Annotated in this window: 23 protein-coding genes; 20 read left to right on the top strand and 3 right to left on the bottom strand. The window is 65.0% G+C overall.

Features of this window, described 5'->3' with window-relative positions; genetic code table 11:
* Positions 1-49 precede the first annotated feature (49 nt).
* The 16 genes from GR167_RS19700 to GR167_RS19625 all read left to right on the top strand — a co-directional run bounded on the left by GR167_RS19700 (position 50) and on the right by GR167_RS19625 (position 13,368).
* On the top strand, positions 50-655 hold the full coding sequence (locus GR167_RS19700; RefSeq protein ID WP_160975454.1) for an HD domain-containing protein: 606 nt from the start codon (positions 50-52) through the stop codon (positions 653-655).
* Positions 656-665: 10 nt separating this feature from the next.
* Positions 666-2,105 (top strand): aldehyde dehydrogenase family protein, encoded by a 1,440-nt coding sequence (locus GR167_RS19695; RefSeq protein ID WP_160975453.1) that lies wholly within the window; start codon positions 666-668, stop codon positions 2,103-2,105.
* The gene (locus GR167_RS19690) at positions 2,102-2,725 is read left to right on the top strand and encodes an HD domain-containing protein (protein ID WP_160975452.1); all 624 of its coding nucleotides are present in this window, start codon (positions 2,102-2,104) and stop codon (positions 2,723-2,725) included. Before GR167_RS19695 ends, GR167_RS19690 begins: the two co-directional genes overlap by 4 nt.
* Positions 2,718-3,479 (top strand): SDR family NAD(P)-dependent oxidoreductase, encoded by a 762-nt coding sequence (locus GR167_RS19685; protein WP_160975451.1) that lies wholly within the window; start codon positions 2,718-2,720, stop codon positions 3,477-3,479. Before GR167_RS19690 ends, GR167_RS19685 begins: the two co-directional genes overlap by 8 nt.
* 8 nt (positions 3,480-3,487) lie before the next feature.
* Positions 3,488-3,802, top strand: coding sequence for a 2Fe-2S iron-sulfur cluster-binding protein (locus tag GR167_RS19680; RefSeq protein WP_160975450.1), 315 nt, complete (start codon positions 3,488-3,490; stop codon positions 3,800-3,802).
* Between the two features lies 1 nt (position 3,803).
* Positions 3,804-5,033 (top strand): NAD(P)/FAD-dependent oxidoreductase, encoded by a 1,230-nt coding sequence (locus tag GR167_RS19675; RefSeq protein ID WP_160975449.1) that lies wholly within the window; start codon positions 3,804-3,806, stop codon positions 5,031-5,033.
* Positions 5,034-5,536: 503 nt separating this feature from the next.
* The gene (locus GR167_RS19670; protein WP_160975448.1) at positions 5,537-7,021 is read left to right on the top strand and encodes an aromatic/alkene/methane monooxygenase hydroxylase/oxygenase subunit alpha; all 1,485 of its coding nucleotides are present in this window, start codon (positions 5,537-5,539) and stop codon (positions 7,019-7,021) included.
* Between the two features lie 93 nt (positions 7,022-7,114).
* A complete protein-coding gene (locus GR167_RS19665; protein WP_160975447.1) occupies positions 7,115-7,363 on the top strand; it encodes a toluene-4-monooxygenase system B family protein in 249 nt (82 codons plus the stop codon).
* Positions 7,353-7,724 carry a monooxygenase system ferredoxin subunit gene (locus GR167_RS19660; protein ID WP_160975446.1) on the top strand — a complete coding sequence of 124 codons (372 nt, stop codon included), beginning with the start codon at positions 7,353-7,355 and terminating at the stop codon, positions 7,722-7,724. Before GR167_RS19665 ends, GR167_RS19660 begins: the two co-directional genes overlap by 11 nt.
* Before the next feature lie 10 nt (positions 7,725-7,734).
* Positions 7,735-8,031, top strand: a complete 297-nt coding sequence (locus tag GR167_RS19655) for an MmoB/DmpM family protein (protein WP_160975445.1) — start codon at positions 7,735-7,737, stop codon at positions 8,029-8,031.
* A gap of 33 nt (positions 8,032-8,064) precedes the next feature.
* Complete coding sequence (locus GR167_RS19650; protein WP_160975444.1) at positions 8,065-9,087, top strand: ferritin family protein; 1,023 nt, start codon at positions 8,065-8,067, stop codon at positions 9,085-9,087.
* A 56-nt stretch (positions 9,088-9,143) separates the two neighbouring features.
* Positions 9,144-10,133: a 2Fe-2S iron-sulfur cluster-binding protein gene (locus GR167_RS19645; protein WP_160975443.1), complete on the top strand. Its 990-nt coding sequence runs from the start codon at positions 9,144-9,146 to the stop codon at positions 10,131-10,133.
* Positions 10,117-10,668, top strand: a complete 552-nt coding sequence (locus tag GR167_RS19640; RefSeq protein ID WP_212770052.1) for a luciferase domain-containing protein — start codon at positions 10,117-10,119, stop codon at positions 10,666-10,668. Before GR167_RS19645 ends, GR167_RS19640 begins: the two co-directional genes overlap by 17 nt.
* A 5-nt stretch (positions 10,669-10,673) precedes the next feature.
* Complete coding sequence (locus GR167_RS19635) at positions 10,674-11,093, top strand: 2Fe-2S iron-sulfur cluster binding domain-containing protein (RefSeq protein ID WP_160975442.1); 420 nt, start codon at positions 10,674-10,676, stop codon at positions 11,091-11,093.
* A gap of 32 nt (positions 11,094-11,125) precedes the next feature.
* Positions 11,126-11,782, top strand: coding sequence for an OmpW/AlkL family protein (locus GR167_RS19630; RefSeq protein WP_160975441.1), 657 nt, complete (start codon positions 11,126-11,128; stop codon positions 11,780-11,782).
* A gap of 287 nt (positions 11,783-12,069) precedes the next feature.
* Positions 12,070-13,368, top strand: a complete 1,299-nt coding sequence (locus GR167_RS19625) for an AfsR/SARP family transcriptional regulator (protein ID WP_212770051.1) — start codon at positions 12,070-12,072, stop codon at positions 13,366-13,368.
* A 433-nt stretch (positions 13,369-13,801) separates the two neighbouring features.
* Here the strand turns inward: GR167_RS19625 and GR167_RS19620 are convergent, their stop codons facing one another.
* Positions 13,802-14,311, bottom strand: a complete 510-nt coding sequence (locus GR167_RS19620) for a flavin reductase family protein (protein WP_160975439.1) — start codon at positions 14,309-14,311, stop codon at positions 13,802-13,804.
* Between the two features lie 7 nt (positions 14,312-14,318).
* The gene (locus tag GR167_RS19615) at positions 14,319-15,407 is read right to left on the bottom strand and encodes an LLM class flavin-dependent oxidoreductase (RefSeq protein ID WP_160975438.1); all 1,089 of its coding nucleotides are present in this window, start codon (positions 15,405-15,407) and stop codon (positions 14,319-14,321) included.
* 134 nt (positions 15,408-15,541) lie between these two features.
* On the opposite strand from GR167_RS19615, the gene GR167_RS19610 reads away from it, so the two are divergent.
* On the top strand, positions 15,542-16,075 hold the full coding sequence (locus tag GR167_RS19610; protein ID WP_370741347.1) for a winged helix DNA-binding protein: 534 nt from the start codon (positions 15,542-15,544) through the stop codon (positions 16,073-16,075).
* Between the two features lie 230 nt (positions 16,076-16,305).
* On the opposite strand, the gene GR167_RS19605 is transcribed toward GR167_RS19610, so the two are convergent.
* Positions 16,306-17,307 carry an AraC family transcriptional regulator gene (locus GR167_RS19605; protein WP_160975437.1) on the bottom strand — a complete coding sequence of 334 codons (1,002 nt, stop codon included), beginning with the start codon at positions 17,305-17,307 and terminating at the stop codon, positions 16,306-16,308.
* Positions 17,308-17,450: 143 nt separating this feature from the next.
* Between GR167_RS19605 and GR167_RS19600 the strand changes: the two genes are divergently transcribed.
* Genes GR167_RS19600 through GR167_RS19590 form a run of 3 tightly spaced genes read left to right on the top strand, consistent with a single transcriptional unit; the run spans position 17,451 to position 20,002 of the window.
* Positions 17,451-18,227 carry an SDR family oxidoreductase gene (locus tag GR167_RS19600; protein WP_160975436.1) on the top strand — a complete coding sequence of 259 codons (777 nt, stop codon included), beginning with the start codon at positions 17,451-17,453 and terminating at the stop codon, positions 18,225-18,227.
* Between the two features lie 55 nt (positions 18,228-18,282).
* Positions 18,283-19,512 carry a styrene monooxygenase/indole monooxygenase family protein gene (locus GR167_RS19595; protein WP_160975435.1) on the top strand — a complete coding sequence of 410 codons (1,230 nt, stop codon included), beginning with the start codon at positions 18,283-18,285 and terminating at the stop codon, positions 19,510-19,512.
* 1 nt (position 19,513) lies between these two features.
* Positions 19,514-20,002, top strand: a complete 489-nt coding sequence (locus GR167_RS19590) for a flavin reductase family protein (protein WP_160975434.1) — start codon at positions 19,514-19,516, stop codon at positions 20,000-20,002.
* The last annotated feature ends 132 nt before the right edge of the window (positions 20,003-20,134 follow it).

Here is a 20,134-nt window from a genome sequence, read left to right as displayed (position 1 = left end):
GGGGCCGCGTTCCGGCGTGGTCCCCGACCAAAACAGCCGGAGACCCCCGATGCTCGACAAACATGCCGATCTTGCCCGCTTCGACCCGGTTTGGCGGGCCTGCGAACCCTATATGCGGGCGCGCAAGAACGACGTGCATATCCCGCTTTCCTTTGCCTGGGCGCAGCGTCTGCTTGACGAATACCCCGAGGCCGACCGCGATATCTGTTCGCTCGCCATCCTGCTGCATGACATCGGCTGGTATTCGATCGACCACGACGACATCATCGAAAAGGGATTTTCCGGCCCCAATATGCTGCAATCCGACGTGCGCTACCTGCATGAGGCCGAAAGCGTCCGCCTGGGCACCGAGGCGATGCGCGCCACCGGCTGGAACGAAGAGGTGATCGCCGCGGTGAACGAAATCGTCGACGGCCACGACACCCGCCCCGATCCGCGCCACCTGAACGACCGGATCGTGCGCGATGCCGACAAGCTCTGGCGCTTCGAGGTGACCGGGGTGGCGATTGCCTGCGAGTGGTTCAAGACCACGCCGCACGGCTATGCCGACCGGCTGGAGACGCAGAAAGACCAGCTTGAGACCGAGGCCGGGCGCCGGATGGCGGCGGAAACCCTGGCCGGGACCCGGGCGGCGCTGATGCTGCACGTGATCTGAGGAAGACCCAATGGAAATGTTCATCGATGGCAGCTGGCGCGCGGGGCAATCCGGCGCGCGGATGGAGATATTTTCGCCGGTGACCGGCGCCGTGGTCGATACCGTGCCGCTGGGCGATGCCGCCGACGCCGACGTGGCGGTGGCAAGCGCCGCGCGGGCGATGGAAAGCTGGAAGCGCCTGCCGATGGCCGAACGCGTGGCGCTGCAAAAGAAGCTCGCCCAGGCGATGCGCGACAATGCCGACGCCGTGGGCAAGGTGCTGAACGCCGAACTCGGACGGCCGCTGGCCGCCTGTATCGGCGAAATCAGCCGCTCCGCCGACCTGCTGGATGTCTATGCCGAAGAGGGGCTGCGGCTGCAGGCCACGATGTCGCTGGGGCAGGGGGCGGGGGAAAAGACCATCGTCACCCGCGACCCGGTGGGCGTGGTGGTGGCGATCACCCCGTTCAACTATCCGATCACGCTTCTGATGTTCAAACTCGGCGCGGCGCTGATCGCCGGCTGCACCGTGGTCGCCAAACCGGCCGAGGATACCCCGCTGTCCACCCTGATGCTGGCCGAGATTTTCCATGCGGCGGGCCTGCCTGCGGGCGTGTTCAACGTGGTGACCGGCGACGGGCGCGGCATCGGCGCGGCGCTGATCGAACATCCCGTGCCGCGCAAGGTGGCTTTCACCGGCGGCACCGCGGCGGGCAAGGCCATCGCCGCCGCGGCGACCGGCACGCTGAAGCGGCTGACGCTGGAACTGGGCGGGCAATCGGCTGCCATCGTCTGCGCCGATGCCGATCTGGACAAGGCGACCACCGCCATCGCCCGCCACGGTTTCGCCAATACCGGGCAGTTCTGTTACCGCGTGAACCGGGTCTTCGTCGAACGCCCGGTTTACGAAGATTTCCTCGTCCGGCTCACCGAAAAGGCCGGCAAGCTGACGCTGCAGCCCGAGGGCGGCAGCGGCGACCTGGGCCCGCTGGTGAACGAGAAGATCTTCGCCAATTCCGCGCTGCAATCCGACGACGCCCGCGCCAGGGGCGCGCGCATCCTGCTGGGCGGGGCGCGGGTGACCGGCCCGGGCTATGACGGCGGTTTCTACTTCCCGCCGACCATCATCGCCGACGCCACCCAGGATATGGCTGTGATGACCGAGGAAACCTTCGGCCCGGTGCTGGGCATCGCCCCGGTCGACAGTGCGGCCGAGGCGCTGGCGCTGGCCAATGCCTCGCGCTACGGGCTGGCGGGCTTCGTGTTCTCCGGCGATCTGGCCCGTGGCCTGACGCTGGCCGAGGGGCTGGAGGCGGGATCGGTCTGGCTCAACGACATTCACCGCTCGTCCCATTACGTGCCCTTCGGCGGCATGAAGGAAAGCGGGCTGGGCCGCGAAAAGGGCCGCTACGGCGTCGAAAGCTACCTTGAATACAAGACCATGTATCTCAGCTACGAGGTGCCGGAATGACCGGCGAAGACGTCATTCTGCCCCGCGACCTGCCGCTTTGGCAGGACGCGCGGCCGTATCTCGACGTGCGCAACAACGACGGACACACGATCGTCGCCTATGGGCTGGCGCGGATGCTGCTGGAGCAGACGCCGGAAGCCGAGGAAAGCGTGGTCCTGCCCGCGATCCTGCTGCATGACGTGGGTTGGAAACGCATCGACCCCGACCTTTTGCTGCTGGCCATCGGCCGCAACCCGACCCGCAAGGACCTGGTGCGCGATCACGAGGTGCATGGCGTCGCCATCGCGCGCGAAATCCTCGAACGTCACCGCCCCGCGGGCGTCGATATCGAGGCGGTTCTGGCGATCATCGACGGCCACGACACCACAAAAGAGGCGCGTTCGATCAACGACGCGGTGGTGAAGGATGCCGACAAGGGCTGGCGCGCTTCGCCGCATGGGATGCGGACGATTTGCGGCTGGTACGACACCAATCTGCTCGAACATGTCGAGACGCTCGAAAAAGTGTCGAACCCCTATCTGCTGACCCCGGCCGGGCGGGCCTTTGCCGAAGGCATGTGCGCCGCCGTCCGGGCCGAGGCGCAAATCGCGAAATACATGGGAAAGGCGTCAGATGACTGATCTTGGACTTCAGGGAAAACGCGTGGTGGTGACCGGCGCGGCGGGCGGCCTTGGGCGCGGCTTCGCACTGGGCTTCGCCGAGGCGGGCGCCCGGGTGATCGTCGCCGACATCAACCCCGACGGCATCGCCGAAACCGCGCAGATGATCCGCGACGCGGGTGGGGTGGCGGAACCGGTTACCGTCGATGTGACCTCGGCCGCGTCCTGCACGGCGCTGGCCGAAGCGGCGGCAGGGGCATTCGGCGGGATCGACATCCTCGTCAACAACGCCGCGATCTATGCCGGGCTGGAACGGCGGTCCTTCGAGGATATCGACGAGGCGGTGTTCGACAAGGTGATGGCGGTGAACGTCAAGGGCGTCTGGCAGATGTCGCGCGCGCTGACCCCGCTGATGCGTCAGGCGGGCGGCGGGGCGATCGTCAACGTCGCCTCGGCCACCGTGTTTTCCGGCTCGCCGCAATGGATGCACTACGTCGCCTCCAAGGGCGCGGTGATCGCCATGACCCGTTCGATGGCACGCGAACTGGGCGACGACAAGATCCGCGTCAACGTGATCGCCCCCGGCTTCACCCTGACCGAGGCGAGCCTCGGGCTGATGGAGGATGCCGCCAGCTACGGCGTCAGCCGCGGGGCGCTGAAACGCGCGTCCGAACCCGCCGACATGGTGGGCGGCGCGCTTTACCTCGCCTCCGACCTTGCCGGTTTCGTCACCGGCCAGACGCTCATCATCGACGGCGGCCGCCAATTCATCTGAGGATAGCCATGACCAAAATCACCTTCATCGAACCCAACGGCACCCGGCGCGAGATCGAGGCCGCCGACGGCCAGAGCGTGATGCTCGCCGCGACCGGCGCCGGTATCGACGGCATCTCTGCCGAATGCGGCGGCTCCTGCATCTGCGCCACCTGCCATTGCCTTGTGATCGACGCGCCGCAGGACCTGCCCGAAATGGAAGACACCGAACGCGACACGCTGGAATTCACCTCTGACGCGATGCAGGACAACAGCCGCCTGACCTGCCAGGTCGAGGTGACCCCGGCGCTGGACGGCGCCGTGTTCCAGGTGGTGGGGCACTGATATGGCCGGGGTGGTGATCATCGGCGCGGGGCATGGCGGCACGCAGCTTGCGGCCGGCCTGCGGGACGAGGGCTATGCGGGCACGATCGACCTCATCTCGGCCGATCCGGACCATCCCTATCACAAGCCGCCGCTGTCGAAATCCTTCATGAAGGCCGAAGATGCACCGCTGCAACCGCTGCGCGCGCCGGTGTTCTTTGCCGACAAGGATATCCGGCTGCATCTCGGCCAGACCGCGACTGGCATCGACCGGGCGGCAAAGACGGTGACTTTGGCCGATGGCGCCACGCTGCCCTATGCGGCGCTGGTGCTTGCCACCGGGACCGAGGCGCGGCGGCTGACCTTGCCAGGACACGACCTGCCCGGGGTTCATACCCTGCGCACCGCCAGCGACGCCCGCGCCCTGCGCGGCGCCCTGCCTGGGGTGGCGCGCGTGGTGGTGATCGGCGGCGGTTTCATCGGGCTGGAAGCGGCGGCGATGCTGGCCGGGCGCGGCATCGCCGTGACGGTGGCCGAACTCGCCCCGCGGCTGCTTGGCCGCGCCGCCAGCGCCGAGGTGGCGCAGGCGGTGGCCCATGAGCTCGAAGCGCTGGGCGTGCGGGTGCTGACCGGCGTTTCGGTCGAGGCGATCGAGGGCGAGGGCAGGGTGGCGGCGGTGCGGCTTGGTACCGAGGTTCTGGCGGCCGATCTGGTCATCGTCGGTATCGGCGCGGTGCCGGTCGACGGGCTTGCCCGCGCTGCAGACCTCACCGTGGAAAACGGCGTCGTGGTCGATGCCCATCTCGCCACCTCAGACCCGCATATCTTTGCGCTTGGCGATTGCGCCAGTTTCCCCGCGCCGGGCAACGGTCGGCACATGCGGCTTGAATCGGTGCAGAACGCCACCGACCAGGCCCGCGCGCTGGCCGCGACCCTGGCCGGTAAGCCGACCGCCTATGGCGCGGTGCCGTGGTTCTGGTCCGATATCGGGCCAATGAAGCTGCAGATCGCGGGGCTGATCGGTGCCGCCGACGAGGCCATCACGACCCACGGGGCCGACGGCAGGCTCAAGTCGGTTTACCACCTCGCGGCGGGCCGTCTGGTGGCGGTGGAGACGCTGAACAGCGCTGGCGAACACATGCTTGCCCGTCGGTTGCTGACCGACGGCGTGACGCCGCCGCGCGACGTGCTGGCCACCGGCGATGCCGCCCGGATCAAGGCCGCCTGGCAGGATCTGACCGCGACCGCCTGATCTGGCCTATCAGCCCCGTCCGGCACGGATTTTCAGCCTATGGTCCCGGATGTTTTCCCACGGCCGCGCACCCCTCGGGGCCGCGCGGCCGAACTGCGTTTGGGGAGGGATCGAAACGGTGCCTGGATGACAGGCACCGGGAAATCTGAACGCTCTCCACGGGCCATCCAATACGGTTTGAATTGACGTGTTGTCTGCGGCGGTTTGGGTTGTGTGGCGCACGTAGTGATTTGAAATAAAACAAGTAAATCGTTTTCTTTGGGCCAAAGGAAAACCAAAGACGCACTCACTAACCTGATTCTCGAAGCGATGAAAAACGCGAGGAAATCTGACAGGGCGTCCAAAGGGAGGAGGGGCGCAAGGTCGGGCTTCTGCTGGCCGCTTTGTGCGTAAACGCGGCCGGTTTATCAAGTGGAATCCGCCTCCCAATAGCAATTTTTCCCTGCTGTCGGATCAACGTCGCAGCAGGGGCCGATCCGGGCGCGAACTGGGAGGATTTGTTCATGCCGAAGCTGCAACGCCACGATTACTATGACACCGCGAGGGACATGAACTGGTCCTTCACCTATGTGCCCGAGGAGGAGGCCTTTCCCGATGCGCTTTCCAAGAGCTTCGGCATCGAGAACGAAAAGTGGTGGGGCTGGGACGAACCCTACAAGCTGACCTATCGGGAATATGTCCATAACCAGGCGGGCAAGGACGCGGGCATCTATTCGATACGCTCGACCATCGCGCGCTCGAACATGTACGACAAGCTCGACGAGGGCTGGAAATCGGCGGTGAAGGCGCATTACGGCGCGATCCCGGTGCCCGAATACCTGGCCTCGATCGGCGAGGCGCGGATGGCGCGCTTTGGCCGCGCCGCCGCCTGGCGCAACATGGCGAGCTTCGGCACGCTGGACGAATGCCGCCACGGTCAGGCCCAGATCTATTTCCCCTACTGCCTGACCGACAAGGACCCGCAGATGGATTGGGCGCACAAGACCGTGCACACCAATGAATGGGCGGCAATCGCGGCGCGCAGCCTGTTCGACGACATGTTCACCGCCAACGACGCGGTGTCGACGGCGATCCAGCTGACCTTCACCTTTGAAACCGGTTTCACCAACCTGCAGTTCCTGGGCATGTCGGCCGACGCGTTGCATGTGGGCGATATCGAATTCGGGGCGCTGATTTCGTCGATCCAGACCGACGAGGCGCGCCATTCGCAGCAGGGTGAACCGACGCTGAAGATCCTGGTCGAAAACGGCCGCGAAAAGGAAGCGCAGAAACTGGTCGATCAGATGTTCTGGCGGTCCTGGCGCATCTTCGGCCTGCTGACCGGCTTCTCGATGGATTATTACACGCCGCTCGAACACCGGACCATGAGCTTCAAGGAATTCATGACCGAATGGATCGTCCGCCAGTTCGTCGACCAGTTCAAGGACCTCGGTATGGACCTGCCCTGGTACTGGGAGGAACATTTCCTGCCCGAGCTCGACTGGTATCACCACGCCCAGCATCTTGGCGTCTGGTTCTGGCGGCCCACCGTGTGGTGGAACCCCGATGCCGGCGTTTCGCCCGACGAACGCGACTGGCTGGAAGCGAAGTATCCCGGCTGGAACGACCGTTTCGGCAAATACTGGGACGTGATCACCGAAAACGTCCGCGCCGGGCGGATCGACAAGACCTATCCCGAAACCCTGCCGATGGTGTGCAACTGCTGCCAGCTGCCGGTGACCGGCACCGCGGTGGGCAAGAAGCCGTTCACCACTATGCATAACGGCCGCAAGCTGACCTTCTGTAGCGAGGTCTGCCAATGGGTCTGGGAAAGCCAGCCCGAGCGTTACGACACCCACCTGTCGGTGGTGGACCGCTTCCTCGCCGGGCATATCCAGCCGCCGAACCTGGAAGGCGCGCTGCAATATATGGGCATCACCCCCGAGGTCGCGGGCAACGATGCCGACAACTACGCCTGGGCGCACCAGATGCGCCAGGCGGCCGAGTAAACCGTCGCAAGACGCAAGAACAGCTTTGGCAGGCGCTCGCGCCGCCGCGCGCTGCGGGGCGCCTGCCGGACAACAGACGATTTGGAGGACAACATGGCAATGATCCCTTTGATGGCGGCCTTCCGGGGCGATTTCCTGACCCAGCTCGTGCCCGTCGATGATGGTGACGACATGGCGGCGGTGGCCGCCAAGGTGGCCCATCACGCGGTGGGGCTGCGGGTGCCCGAACGCCAGGCGCCGATGGCGGTCTGGTTCAACGACGAACAACTGCCCGCCGACATGGCCTTCGCCGACAGCGGCATCGGCGTGATGGATTATATCGAGGCCGGCTATGTCGAGTGAACTGAACTGGGTGAAGGCAACCACGCTCGACGACCTGTGGGAGGGCGATTTCATCGACGTCGAGATCGAGGGCGAGGTGGTGATCATCCTGCACCGGGTGGGCGGCGAACTGCGTGCGTTCCAGGGCATGTGCCCGCATCAGGAAATTCTGCTGGCCGACGGGGATGTCGATTTCGATACCGGCACCATCACCTGTCCGGCTCATGAATGGGAATTCAGCATGGAAACCGGCCAGGGCATCAACCCGAGCGGCTGCCGGCTGTTCCAATACGACGTCAAACTCGACGGCGACGATGTGCTGGTCGGTGTGCCCACCGATGGCCGCCTGCGTCGCCTGCGCCACGAAGCCGAAGATGCCTGAGGAGGAACCCATGGCGGAACAGCAAAGCAAGAAACTCGTCGGGCCGGTCATCCGCGGCATGGACGACGATATCATCGACGCGGTGATCGGTGCGGCCGAACAGGACAACCCGGGCCGCGAGATCATCATCGATGACCGCTCGGGCTATGTCCGGGTGCAGACCGAACACGCGATGGTGCTCACCGAGGACAGCATGGTCGAAATGCTCGGCCGGCCGTTCCGGCTGTCGGAACTCGAACCGAGCCTGGTGTCCTTCTCGGGCCGGCTCAACACGATGGACGACCGCTGGGAATGGGCCCTGCACTAAGACGCCCGGTACGGGCAAGGGAGGAATAACAACATGATCGCCACTACGAAATCGCGCAAGCGCAAGCAGCCGTGGAGCCTGTGGACCGAGCGCCGGGTACCTTCGGAATACGAAGCCGTGACCTACAAGTTCCACAACCACTTCCGCAACGAACCGGCGCCGTTCGAATTGTCGGAAGACTGGGCCATCAACGTTTTCTACAAGACCAACCGCGAGCAATCCGCGCTGGTCGCGGCGGTGGAGGACTGGGAAGGCTACCGCGACACGCGCGCCTATACCTATCGCCGCTATGTCGAGGACCAGAAGGACCGCGAGGTCTATTGCGACAACCTGATCGACGAATTCGAAAGCCGGAACCATTACGCGGGGCTTGCCCCGGCCTGGCTCGACTTCATCGGCGACTATTACCTGCCGGTGCGTTTCCCCGGCCATGGCGCGCAGATGAGCTCGGTCTATATCGGCCAGATGGCGCCCTCGGCCTTCGTGACCAACACGTTCTATTTCCAGATGGCCAACGAAATGCGCCGGGTGCAGCGCCAGGCCTATCTGGCCCAGGTGATGGCGATGGATACCGGCCGGCCGGAACTGGCCGACAGCGACCGCACCCGCGCCACCTGGACCGGCGGGGAAACCTGGCAGGGGCTGCGCGAACTGGTCGAAAAACAGCTTTGCGCCTATGATTTCGGCGAAGCCTTCGCGTCGCGCCAGCTGGTGCTGCGGCCGATTTTCGATCACCTGTTCAACACCGAATTCGCCCGCATCGCCGATGCCAATGGCGACGGTTTGCTGGCGATGCTGCACGACGACTTCCGAACCTATGACGAGGTCTATGCGGTGGAAAACACCGAAGGCTTCGTGCGCTACGCGGTGGATCGCGGCGAAGGCAACGATGCGCTTCTGCGCGATCTTACGGCGCGCTGGCTGCCGCTGGGCGAAAAGGCCGCGCGCGGCATCGCCGAAGGCTTCGCCCGCGCCCCCGGCGCCGACAGCGCCGAGGCCATCGTCGGCCGCACGCTCGAGGCGCAGCGCGCGCTGGTCGCCGGCTGCGGGCTGTGAGAGGCCGGGCCGGCGGATCTCCCCCCGCCGGCCCCCGAAATAACTGGACAGATCCGATGAGTTTCACCGTCACCATCGTGCCGGACGGGCCGCGCTTTGCCGCCCGTGCCGGGGAAACGCTGCTCGAAGCCGCCCGCCGCGCCGGTGTCGCCTTGCCGCATGAATGCGGTTGGGGCAGCTGCGGCAGTTGCAAGGTGACGCTCGTTTCGGGCGAGACCGAGCTGCTGTTCCCCGACGCCCCCGCGGTCAATCCGCGCGACGCCCGGAGAGGGCGGATCGTCGCCTGCCAGTCGATGGCGCTGAGCGACGTCGAGCTTCAGCTGTCGCCCGCAGCACCGCCGCCGCTGCCGGTGCCCGACCGGGCCCATCTGGCCGAGCTGATCGCGGTGGAGGAGCTGGCGCCGGAAACCCGACGCTTCACCTTCCGCACCGAGGCGGAGGCCGATTTCCTGCCCGGGCAATACGCGATCCTGCATCTCGGGCCGGGGCTGCGGCGGGCCTATTCGATGTGCAACCTGTCGGGGGACCGGACCCTGCAATTCATCTCCAAACGCTACCCGTGCGGGGCGGGGTCGAACGCGCTTGCCGATCTGGCGCCGGGCGACACGCTGGCGCTGGAATCGCCCTTCGGCACCTGCACGCTCAATCCGCGCCCCGGGCGCAAGGTTTTCGTCGCCGGCGGCACCGGCATCTCGCCGATCCTCGCGCTTCTGCGCCAGGCCGCGCAGGACGGGGTCGATTTCGAGGCCCCGGTGGACGTGATCTATTGCGCCCGCCGCCCCGAAGACCTTGCCGCGGGCGATGAGCTGGCCGAGGCGGTGGCGGGGGTGCCCAATGCGCGTTACCGGCCGCATGTCGAGGACAACCGGGGCGATCCGGCGCTGGCGACCGGCCGCGCCACCGATGCGATCGCCGCGACCGATTACGATCCCGGCGCAACCGAATTCTACGTCGCCGGGCCGCCGGTGATGGTCAACGCCGTCAAGGCCCAGCTCAAGGAGGCCGGGGTGTCGATCACCCGGGTGCATTATGACAGTTTCGGTTAAGCGCCCGGCGGGCGCGGGGGCCGGGGTGCCGATGCCGCCGGGGCTGAAACGTCTGGCGCAGCGGCAGGGTGACCGCCCCCGGTTCGAGCCGAAATGGCCCTGCCTGCAGACCGGGGACACATCCCGAAAGGCGCTGCGCGATGCGCTTGTGCAGGCGATCCTGGAATTCGAAGGCGTCTCGGCCTGTCAGCCGCCCTTCGACGCGCCCGGCACCGGTTTCGCCCTGATCGACGACCTGGCCCGCGGCCAGCCCGAGGCCTTTGTCAACGGCACGTGCTGGCTGGTGCTGCAACCCGGCGGCGCGATGCATCTGAGCCTGCGGCCGGAATGGGCCCAGAAGGTGGTGAACCATGGCTGGGCCACGGTGCATCCCTTCGCCCGCTACATGGCCGGGGCGGTGCCGCCGCAGAGCCTTGTCGTCTACGCCCCGCGCGACCGCAGGGAACTGGCCGTGGCCATCCGTATCGCCGCCGCCGCACATTCCTATGCGATGGGGCGGATCGGCGATCTGATCCTGCCTGACACCCGCTGGTGAACGTCATGGCGACAGATCCCGCCCGCCGCAGCTTCCGGGTGACCCTGCACCGGCCCGACGGCAGCTTTAGCTTTGACGCGCCTGCGGATGAATTCCTGCTTTACGCGATGCAGGATGCCGGTATCGAAAGCCCGCTGATCTGCGAACAGGGCTGGTGCCTGGCCTGCGCCGCGAAACTGGTCGAGGGCGAGGTGGATTGCTCCGCCGCTCTTACCAATTACCCCGAGGATGCGCAGGCGGGGTTCGTGCTGCTGTGCTCGGCCCGGCCGCTTTCCGATCTGGTCCTGACGCAGGACATCCACGAAACCCGCCGCGAAATGACCCAGCACCGGATCGGCCTGAACCAGCTTGCCCGCGCCTATCCACCGGGCGCGCGGGCCGGTTTCCGGCGCGGCCGGGCAAAGCCGGCCAAGCCTGTGGCCTGAGGCAAAATCTATAACAAAGGGAGGAAAGACAAATGCAGAAACGGGTTGCAATGACCCTTGTGTCGGCAGGGCTGGCCATGGCCGCCCCTGCCACAGCCGACGGGGCCAGGCCAAATGGCTGGTATCTTCAGGCGGGGCTGGCGCATGTCGGCTTTGACGAGGGCGCCAGCATCGCGGCGGGCGGCAGCACGATCGCGGGGGCAAGTGCCACGTTGTCGGATAATGTCACCCTCGGGGTCGGGCTTGGATACCGGTTTTCCGAAACGTTTTCGGTCATCGCGATTGGCGGTCTTCCCCCGACCACGACGATCCGGGGCACCGGCCCGCTGAGCGGCGTGACCGTGGGCAAGGTGACCTATGGCCCGCTGATCGTGGCGGCCAATTACCACATCCCGACAAAAGGAAAATTCCAGCCCTTCGTCGGCGCGGGCATCAATTACACGATGGTCTTCGATACCGAGGATAGCGGGATTACCGACCTGAAGGCCGACAATGCCTTCGGCGGGGTGCTGCGGGTCGGGTTCGACTATATGGTGGACGACCGGGACGGTTTCTTCTTCTCGGCCAACAAGGTTTTCGTCAACACAACGGCCACTGGCAACGCGGTCGCGCTTGGCGGCGCGCCGGTCGAGGCGAAGATCGACCTCAACCCGCTGATCCTGCACGCGGGCTGGACCCGTCGTTTCTGATCGCATTGGCCCGGCCTTCACGGCTGGGCCGAATTCGGCCACAAACCTGAAATCCTTCTTGTGCGGCCCCTCTTTGATTGATTTGATGCTGTATGGCAGGAGAAAAAATACCCACCTCACCCTTTCAGAGCGTCGCCTTTTTCGGCGCGAAGCAGAGCGAGCTGTTACGCAATTCCGTGCGTCTGGCGAAGGCGCATCTGGGGGCAACGGGCATTCTGCACGTGGGGCCGGTCGCGCAGACGCGCAGCGGCCGGAAGGCCAGGATCGACGGTTTGCAGCCAGAGCAGATGTCGGCAGAGGAACTGGGGTTCGAGAGGGTGCCGATCTCGTTTTCTCAGGTCGAGAAGGACCTTGCCGAAAGGCTGGCGGCGACGTCGAAGGGAACGGTCCTGACCGTCGATATGGGCTGGGGGCTGCAGACGGCCTCGGCCACGGCCAATTTCGAGGGCTGGATGGCGGTGGCGCAGGATCTGGCCGCGATGCGCGGCTGCCACATCGTATCGCTTTATAATCGCAGCCTTCTGATCGACGAACACCTGCTGGCGGCCCTGCGCGGCCACCCGGCGGTGCTGGCGCCCGAAGGCGTCATGGCGAACCCGCACTGGTTGCCGCCACAGCTGAACGACAAGGGCACGCTGCGCGAGCAGGTGAATTTCTGGCTCGGCGGCATCGCCCCGAGCCTGGTGCGCGAAAACCCCAATGCCGATCGCCACGCCGCCGAAGGGGCCGATCCGATGTGGCTGCTGAACCGGCGCGCCGAGGAACCGACAATCCCCGGCGAAAACACCCGCGAGCGCTGGAAAATCCGCTGCTTCGGGCGGCTGCGCGTTTACCGGGCCGATGGCAGCCAGGTCGAATGGGCGGTCCCCGGCGGTGCCACGATGAAGACCAAGACCCTGTTTGCCTATCTGTTGCAGCAGGGCGGCAAGGGCGCGCGGGCGGACGATCTGGGCGATCTGCTCTGGCCCGATGCCGAAAGCGCCGAGGCGGCGCGCAACCGTCTTTATCACACCGTGCGGTCGCTGCGGCAGGCGCTGGAGGGCGCGCGCCACGGCAAGGCCGGCGGATATATTTTGCGCGACGGGTCCAGCTATGTCCTGGTGCCGCCCGAGCGCAGCTGGCTCGACATCTCGGCCTTCGAGCAGCTTTGCCGGCAGTCTCAGAGCCATATCAAGGCGGGCGACCTTGACGAGGCGCTGGTCTGCCTGCGTGCGGCCGACCGGCTTTATACCGGCGATCTGTTTGAAGACATCCCGTCGGAATATGTCGACGATCAGGAACGCGACTGGTGCTGGACCCGCCGTTATTGGCTGCGCGACATGTATCTGAAGGTGCAGCGCGACGCCGCGCGTATCTGCCGCGGACGGGCGGATTATTCGGCGGCGCTGAGCCATTGCCAGGAGGCGCTCAAGATCGACCCGCTGGCGGAATTCGCCCATGAGGAAGCGATGCGGACCTTCGCCGCGCAAGGCCGCCGCGAAGCCATCGAGCGGCAATACGCGCTCTATACAAAGTCGCTTTCCCGGTTCGATGACCGCCCGCGCAACGAGGATCTCGCCAAGCTCTTCAAGTCACTGACCTCGTAGGGGGGCGCTGCCTTCCTGCTGCTCAGGCCGAAAGTGGAACCCCACTTGCGCAGGCAGACGAGCGCGATCATGCCAATTCTCAAAGGGGGGGATGTCCGGCAACGGAGGGGCTTAATATCCCGCATCAAGCCCCCTAATCTTGTCTGCGTCCTGCAGGGATCAAACAGTGTCCAAATCCTGCCCCGCAACCAACGTTTCCGACCCGGCCCTCGCAAACAGCGGGGGCTTTGTCGTTTTGGCCTCCCCAATGCCAGGGTGCCGCCAGTTCTCCCGTAAGCTCAATATGACGGCTGCCAGACGCGTCGGCGTCCGGGATCATCCGGACCACTCAGGTGGTGCTGATCACGTGGGTGCTTCACGCCCTCATGTTGAAAAAGGGCGCCCCGGATAGGACGCCCCATTGGGTCGTGTTCTGCTGCGGCGACGCGACCGCTCAGGGGTGGGCCAAGCTTCCCTGCTGCGGCAGCGCTTGGAACCGCCGGTTCCAGTAGGTCAGCGCCCCGGCCTGAGCCGTCTCAATAACCTGGCAGACCCGCCCGATGACGATCGAGTGGCTGGCGCGGTCGATCATTTCGACCACTTCGCAATCCAGCGCCACGGCGGCCCCGACCAGCAGGGGTGCGCCGGTTTCGGCGGTGAACCACTCGGCCCCCTGGTAGCGGTCCGCCCCGGCGATGCCGCCGAAGCCCGCGAAGCGTTCCGCCGTGTCCTGATGCGCCGCCCCGAGAGACGACCAGCCGAAACAGCGGTGCTTGTCGATCAGCGGCCAGGTCGAGGAGTCGCGGTTCAGGCAGAACAGTACCTGCGGCGGTTCCGCGCTGAGCGACACGCCCGAGGTCACCACCAGCCCCGAGCGTTCCGCCCCCTGGCCGGCGGTGATCACCGTGCAATGGCCGATCTGCTGGCGCATTGCGCGGGTGAAGGCCTCGGTAGGATCGGCCATGCCCATCTCAGCGAATCCCGGCCTCTGCCAGCAGCGGCAGAACCTCGTCGCGGAAATAGGGGAATTCCTCGACGTAATCGACGAAGGACAGGGTGGTGCCGGCAAAGCCGGTTTCGTGCAGCTTGATGATGCCGTCGGCCACCTGCCGCGGTGTGCCAACCAGCGGGAAGCCACCATGGCCAAGCGCCATCAGGTTGCGGATCTGCGCCAGCAGGTCATGCGGGAAGGATTGCGCATGGGCGAATTGCAGGTTCACCAGGTTGTCCACCGCGTCCCAGTCGATCTGGCTCATGATGTGATCGTGATAGGCTTGCGCCTCTTCCTCGGTCGGGCGGCAGATCACGTGGCTGAAGGTCAGCACGCCGACATCGCGGCCCTTGCCCGCGGCCTGTTCGCGCAGTTCCTTGATTTCGTCGACGGAGCGCGACAGGTCGATCGCCGGGGTGAACAGGTAGTTGGCGTTCTGGGTGGCGAATTCGCGGCCCAGCCCGGACCCGGCGGCGTTCAGGATCGGCACCTCGCCGTTGACCGGCCAGGGGTCGCCCTTGATCCCTTTAAGATTGAAGTACTTGCCGTCCCAATCGAAATGCTCCTTGCTGTCCCAGAGCTTCTGGACGATGTCGAACCATTCCTGGGCATAGCCGTAGCGGGTTTCGTGGTCTTCGGGCAGGGTCAGCCCCAGGGCTTCGTATTCCGGCTTGTTCCAGCCCGCCACGATGTTGAGCCCGGCGCGGCCCTGGCCGATCTGGTCCATGGTCGCGATCTGCTTGGCGATCACGGCCGGGTGGTTGGCGGCGGTGTGGATGGTCGCGAAGACCGAAATGTCCTTGGTATTGGCCAGAAGCGCCGTGGCCCAGGTGATGGTTTCAAGCACCCCGCCATGGAAATCGGTTTCGCCGCCATAGCCGATCCAGCGCGCGATGGGCAGCATGAAGTCGATGCCGGCCTCGTCCAGCATCTTGCCGAGCTTGAGGTTGTTGTCCCAGCTGTTTACCCAGCGTTCGGGCAGCTTGCTGACCGTCATGCCGGAGGAGCAGTTGGACGAGAAGGTCCCGAGCTTGAACCCTTCTTTCTTGAGCATCTTGTTCTGTGTCACGTGATTATCTCCCATTGGATAGAGTTTTAGATTGAATTTTTATTTAAAACCTAAAGAAACTTTCTTGCTTGTGTCAAGAAAGATTGAACGCGATCATCGGACCCGCACCGAAGTGGTCAAAAAGGAGGCGGAAGGTGAGCGACGGTCCGGCAAAAAGCGGCGAGATGGATTTCAAGTGGCACCTGTCCTCCGACGATCCCGAGATCGCGACCACGGAGATGGAATTTTCCCTGATGCGCACGTTCGAAAGCTTCGGGCGCTGGCAGGTGGAATGCCTGATCGCCGCGTCCGGGCTGACGATGAGCGGGCCTGAAAACGCGCTGCTGCACATCATCCGGATGAACGACCGGGCCAAGTCGATCAAGGAGCTGGCCCGGCTGACGAACCGAGACGACATTCCCAACATCCAGTATTCGCTCAGGAAAATGCTGTCGGAAGGGTTGATTTCGAAGCAGGGGACCAGCCGGACGGGCGTGACCTACGAGGCCACCGAGAAGGGGCGCGAGATCACCGATTTCTATGCCTCGATCCGGCGCCGGCTGCTGGTCGAGAAGATCGACGACATCCCGGATTTCGTGGAGCGGATGCAGGAGGTTTCGCGCACGCTCAATATCCTGTCCGGGATTTACGAGGAGGCCGCCCGGGTGGCGGCAACTCATCGGCGCTGAGGGGCATAGGCTGGGGGCATTTCATCGGTTCGGGGGGCATCCGAATGTGCCGGGGCCGCAATCCTGGCGGGAACCGGGCGCAACCCTTTCGCCGAGTGTGGCGCGAAAACGGATGAGACAGCGGATAGACGAATCATCCTTGCGGCTGCCGGGCGGCTGGAAGACGTCCATTCGCCGAGGCGATGTTTCCGCCTGCTCGGGCATCCTTACGCGATCCCGTCCGTACCGCCTCAGTCGAGCGCGGCGCGCAGGGTTTCGACCGGGGTGCAGCCGAATTTCTTGCGATACTGTTCGGCAAACCGGCCCAGGTGAAAGAACCCCAGATCGGTGGCCACCTCGGTGACGCTGGTGTGTCGTGACGGGTTTGACAGTTCTTCCCAGGCCCGTTCCAACCGCATTTCGCGCAGGAAGGCCATCGGCGACCGGCCATGACGGTCGCGGAACGCGGATTGCAGCGCGCGGGTACTGGTTCCGGCGGCACGGGCGATGTCTTCGATCATGATCGGGCTGCGCAGGTTTTCCCGCATGAAGCCTTCGGCTCGCCGCACGCTGCGCGGCATCGGGCCGCGTTCGCCGCATGCGGCGGGCAGCCCGTGCGCCTGGGTTTGCAATAGCCCCACCATCAGGGTGCGTTCCAGTTGTTTGCCCAGCAACGTGTCGCCGCCCAGAACGACGCCGCCGCGTTCGGCCTCGGCCATCACGTAGTGCAGCAATCCGAGGAAGGATCGCCCCTCGGCGCCGCGCATATCGTTCGCCCCGGAGAATCGCAACGGCGTGCCGGAGGGCAATCCAAGCTCCGCACGGGCGGTTTCCATCAGCGCGCGTTTCTCGATCTGCAGCATGACCTGCACGCAGTCTTCGCTCCAGATCATGCAGGTGTCGGCATCGGGGTTGAGAACGCCGCTGGACCCACCGCCGATGACGTAGCGGGCATCGCCATTGCTGATCGAGGCATGGCCGCGAATGGGCAGCTGGAACAGGTAGAACCGTTCCAGCGCGCCCGGGGCGATCATGGTTTTTGCACTATAGGTCATGACGTTGATCGATAGCGCGCTGCCCGGCAACCGGTTGTGCCGCGCGGCGAAGCCGTGTTTGCCCATCACGTCCAGATGATGATCGCAATAGACCTGGGCCACCGCATCGCGCGCCTCGTCCAGGTCGGCGCTGTGGAAAAGGGGATGCCCCGCCAGGGGCAGGCTGTCTCCGCCTTGCGCGGTCTGAAACATCTCCATTTCCGCTCTCCTTTCCCACCATGCTTCACGCCTAAAGCAATTATTTGCGCAAACCGGATAGGGGCTGCGGAAATAGGATAGCCCGTTCTCCCCCTCGCTCGGCAAGCTTTCATTACAGAAAAATGACAAACAGGGAGCGCAGAATGCGTGGATTGACAGACAAAGTGGCGATTGTTCCCGGCGGAGCCACCAAAATCGGCGTCGCCGTAGTCGAGGCGTTTCGCGCCCGCGGAACCAAGGTGATCGTTGCCGATATCGATGCGGAGAACGGGGCGAAGCTTGAAGGTGACGGGGTGCATTTCATCCATGCCGACCTGCGCTCGGACGATGACATCGCGCGGATCGTCAAGGAAGCCAAGGATACTTACGGGCGGATCGATTTCCTGGTGAACGTCGCGGCGACCTATCTCGACAACGGCGCGGAAAGCACCCGGGCGGAATGGCTGGAAGCTTTGGATGTGAACCTTGTCGGATCGGCGATGCTGATGCAGGCGGCGCGCGAGGAGCTGAAGAAGAACAAGGGCGCGATCGTCAATTTCGGATCGATCTCGGCACGGGTGGCGCAGACCGGCCGCTGGCTCTACCCGGTGTCGAAGGCCGCGATCCTGCAGCTGACCCGCAACCAGGCGATGGATCTGGCCCCCGACGGCATCCGGGTCAATGCGGTGTCGCCGGGCTGGACCTGGTCCAACATCATGGACAGCCTGACCAATGGCGACCGGGAAAAGACCGACAAGGTGGGCGCCGATTTCCACCTGCTGCCGCGCGTGGGCGACCCCGAGGAGGTCGCCGAGGCGATCATGTTCCTGTGCTCCGACAATGCCAGCTTCGTCACCGGCACCGATATCCGGGTCGATGGCGGCTACACCGCGATGGGCCCCGAGGGGATGACCCCGGCGATCCCGCGGCTGATGGACTGACACCAGAAAAATCAGGCGGGAAATCCGCCAGCAAGACACCAACAGGAGAGAAAAAATGAAACGCATTACCATCGTGGGCGGCGGCCAGTCCGGGCTGCAACTGGGCATCGGGCTTCTGCAGAAGGGCTATGACGTCAAGGTCATCCAGGACCGCACGCCCGATCAGATCGCCGAGGGGCGGGTGTTGTCGTCGCAATGCCAGTTCGACGCGGCGCTCGATCACGAACGCGCGCTTGGCCTCAATTACTGGGAAGAAGACTGCCCGCCGGTCGAAGGGATTTCCTTTTCCGTCCCGAACCCCGAGGGGCCGGGCAAGGCTGTGGACTGGGCGGCAAAGCTCGACGCCAAGGCGCAGTCGGTCGACCAGCGGGTGAAGATGCCGCGCTGGTTGGCGGAATTCGAACGGCTCGGCGGCAGGCTCGATATCGCGCTGGCCGATATCCCGATGCTGGAAACCGAGGCCCGCACCGCCGACCTGGTGATCGTGGCCTCGGGCAAGGGCGATATCGGCAAGCTGTTCGAACGCGACGCCGCCCGCTCGCCCTTCGATGCGCCGCAGCGGGCGCTGGCGCTGACCTATGTGCACGGCATGACCCCGCGCGAAAACCATTCGGCGGTGAATTTCAACCTGATCCCCGGCGTCGGCGAATATTTCGTCTTCCCGGCGCTGACCAAATCCGGCCCCTGCGAAATCATGGTGTTCGAAGGCGTGCCGAACGGCCCGATGGATTGCTGGCGCGACGTGAAAACCCCCGCCGAGCACCTGGCCAAGTCGAAAGAGATCCTCGACACCTTCGTGCCGTGGGAAGCCGACCGCTGCCGCACTATCGAACTGACCGATGACAACGGAATCCTTGCCGGGCGTTTCCCCCCGACCGTGCGCAAACCGGTGGGCACGCTGCCCTCGGGCGCCAAGGTGATGGGGCTGGGCGATGCGGTGTGCCTGAACGACCCAATCACCGGGCAGGGCGCCAACAATGCCGCCAAGGCGGCGGCGGTCTATCTCGATGCGATCGTGGCGCGGGGCGATGCGGCGTTCGACGAGGCCTGGATGACCACGACGTTCGAACGGTTCTGGGACTACGCGCAATGGGTGGTGCAATGGACCAACATGATGCTGCTACCGCCGCCGCCCTTCGTGTTGAACATCATGGGATCGGCGCAGGTGCTGCCGGGGCTGGCAAGCCGCATCGCCAACGGCTTCGACGATCCGCGCGATTTCTTCCCGTGGTTCGCCGATCCCTCGGCGGCCGAAGATTATCTCACCAGCCTGCAGGCCGCCTGAGATGATCGACCTTCAGACCTTTCGCCAGACGATGGGCCTGTTTCCCGGCGCGGTCACCCTGATCACCACCGGTCAGGGCGATCTGCGCCGGGGCATCACCGCCACCGCCGTCTGTTCGGTGTCCGATACGCCGCCGAGCCTGCTGGTCTGCGTCAACCGCAAGACCGGCACCTGCAAGGAAATCGCCCGCTCGGGGCGGTTTTCGGTCCAGCTGCTGGGGCAGGATCATGCCGATGTCGCCATGGCGTTTGCAGGCGCAAAGGGACAGAGCGGCGAGGAAAAGTTCACCGTCGGGGACTGGGGCGCTTGCCCGAACGGGCAGCCTCGGCTGAGCGATGCGCTTGCCAGCATTTCCTGCGAGGTGATCACAGCGACCGAAGCGGGCAGCCACATGGTGTTCATCGGCCGGATGGAAGACGTGGCCTTCGCCGACGGCGAGGCGCTGATCTACGCCCGGTCGGGGTTCCACCGGCTGGCCGAAGTCGCCTGAAACCCGCATTGAAAAACGAAAGGCCCCCGGTTGCGGGGGCCTTTCGCATGTCTGGGGGCAATGTCCGGTCCGACGAGACTGCGACCATTGGCCGGGTGCTTGGGCCAAGGAAACCATCGGCATGAAGCGGGC

It is taken from the genome of Thalassovita mangrovi (assembly GCF_009857745.1).
GTDB lineage: Bacteria > Pseudomonadota > Alphaproteobacteria > Rhodobacterales > Rhodobacteraceae > Thalassobius > Thalassobius mangrovi.
The sequence above is the reverse complement of the archived record's forward strand: the minus strand, read 5'-3'. Positions and strand labels throughout refer to the sequence as shown.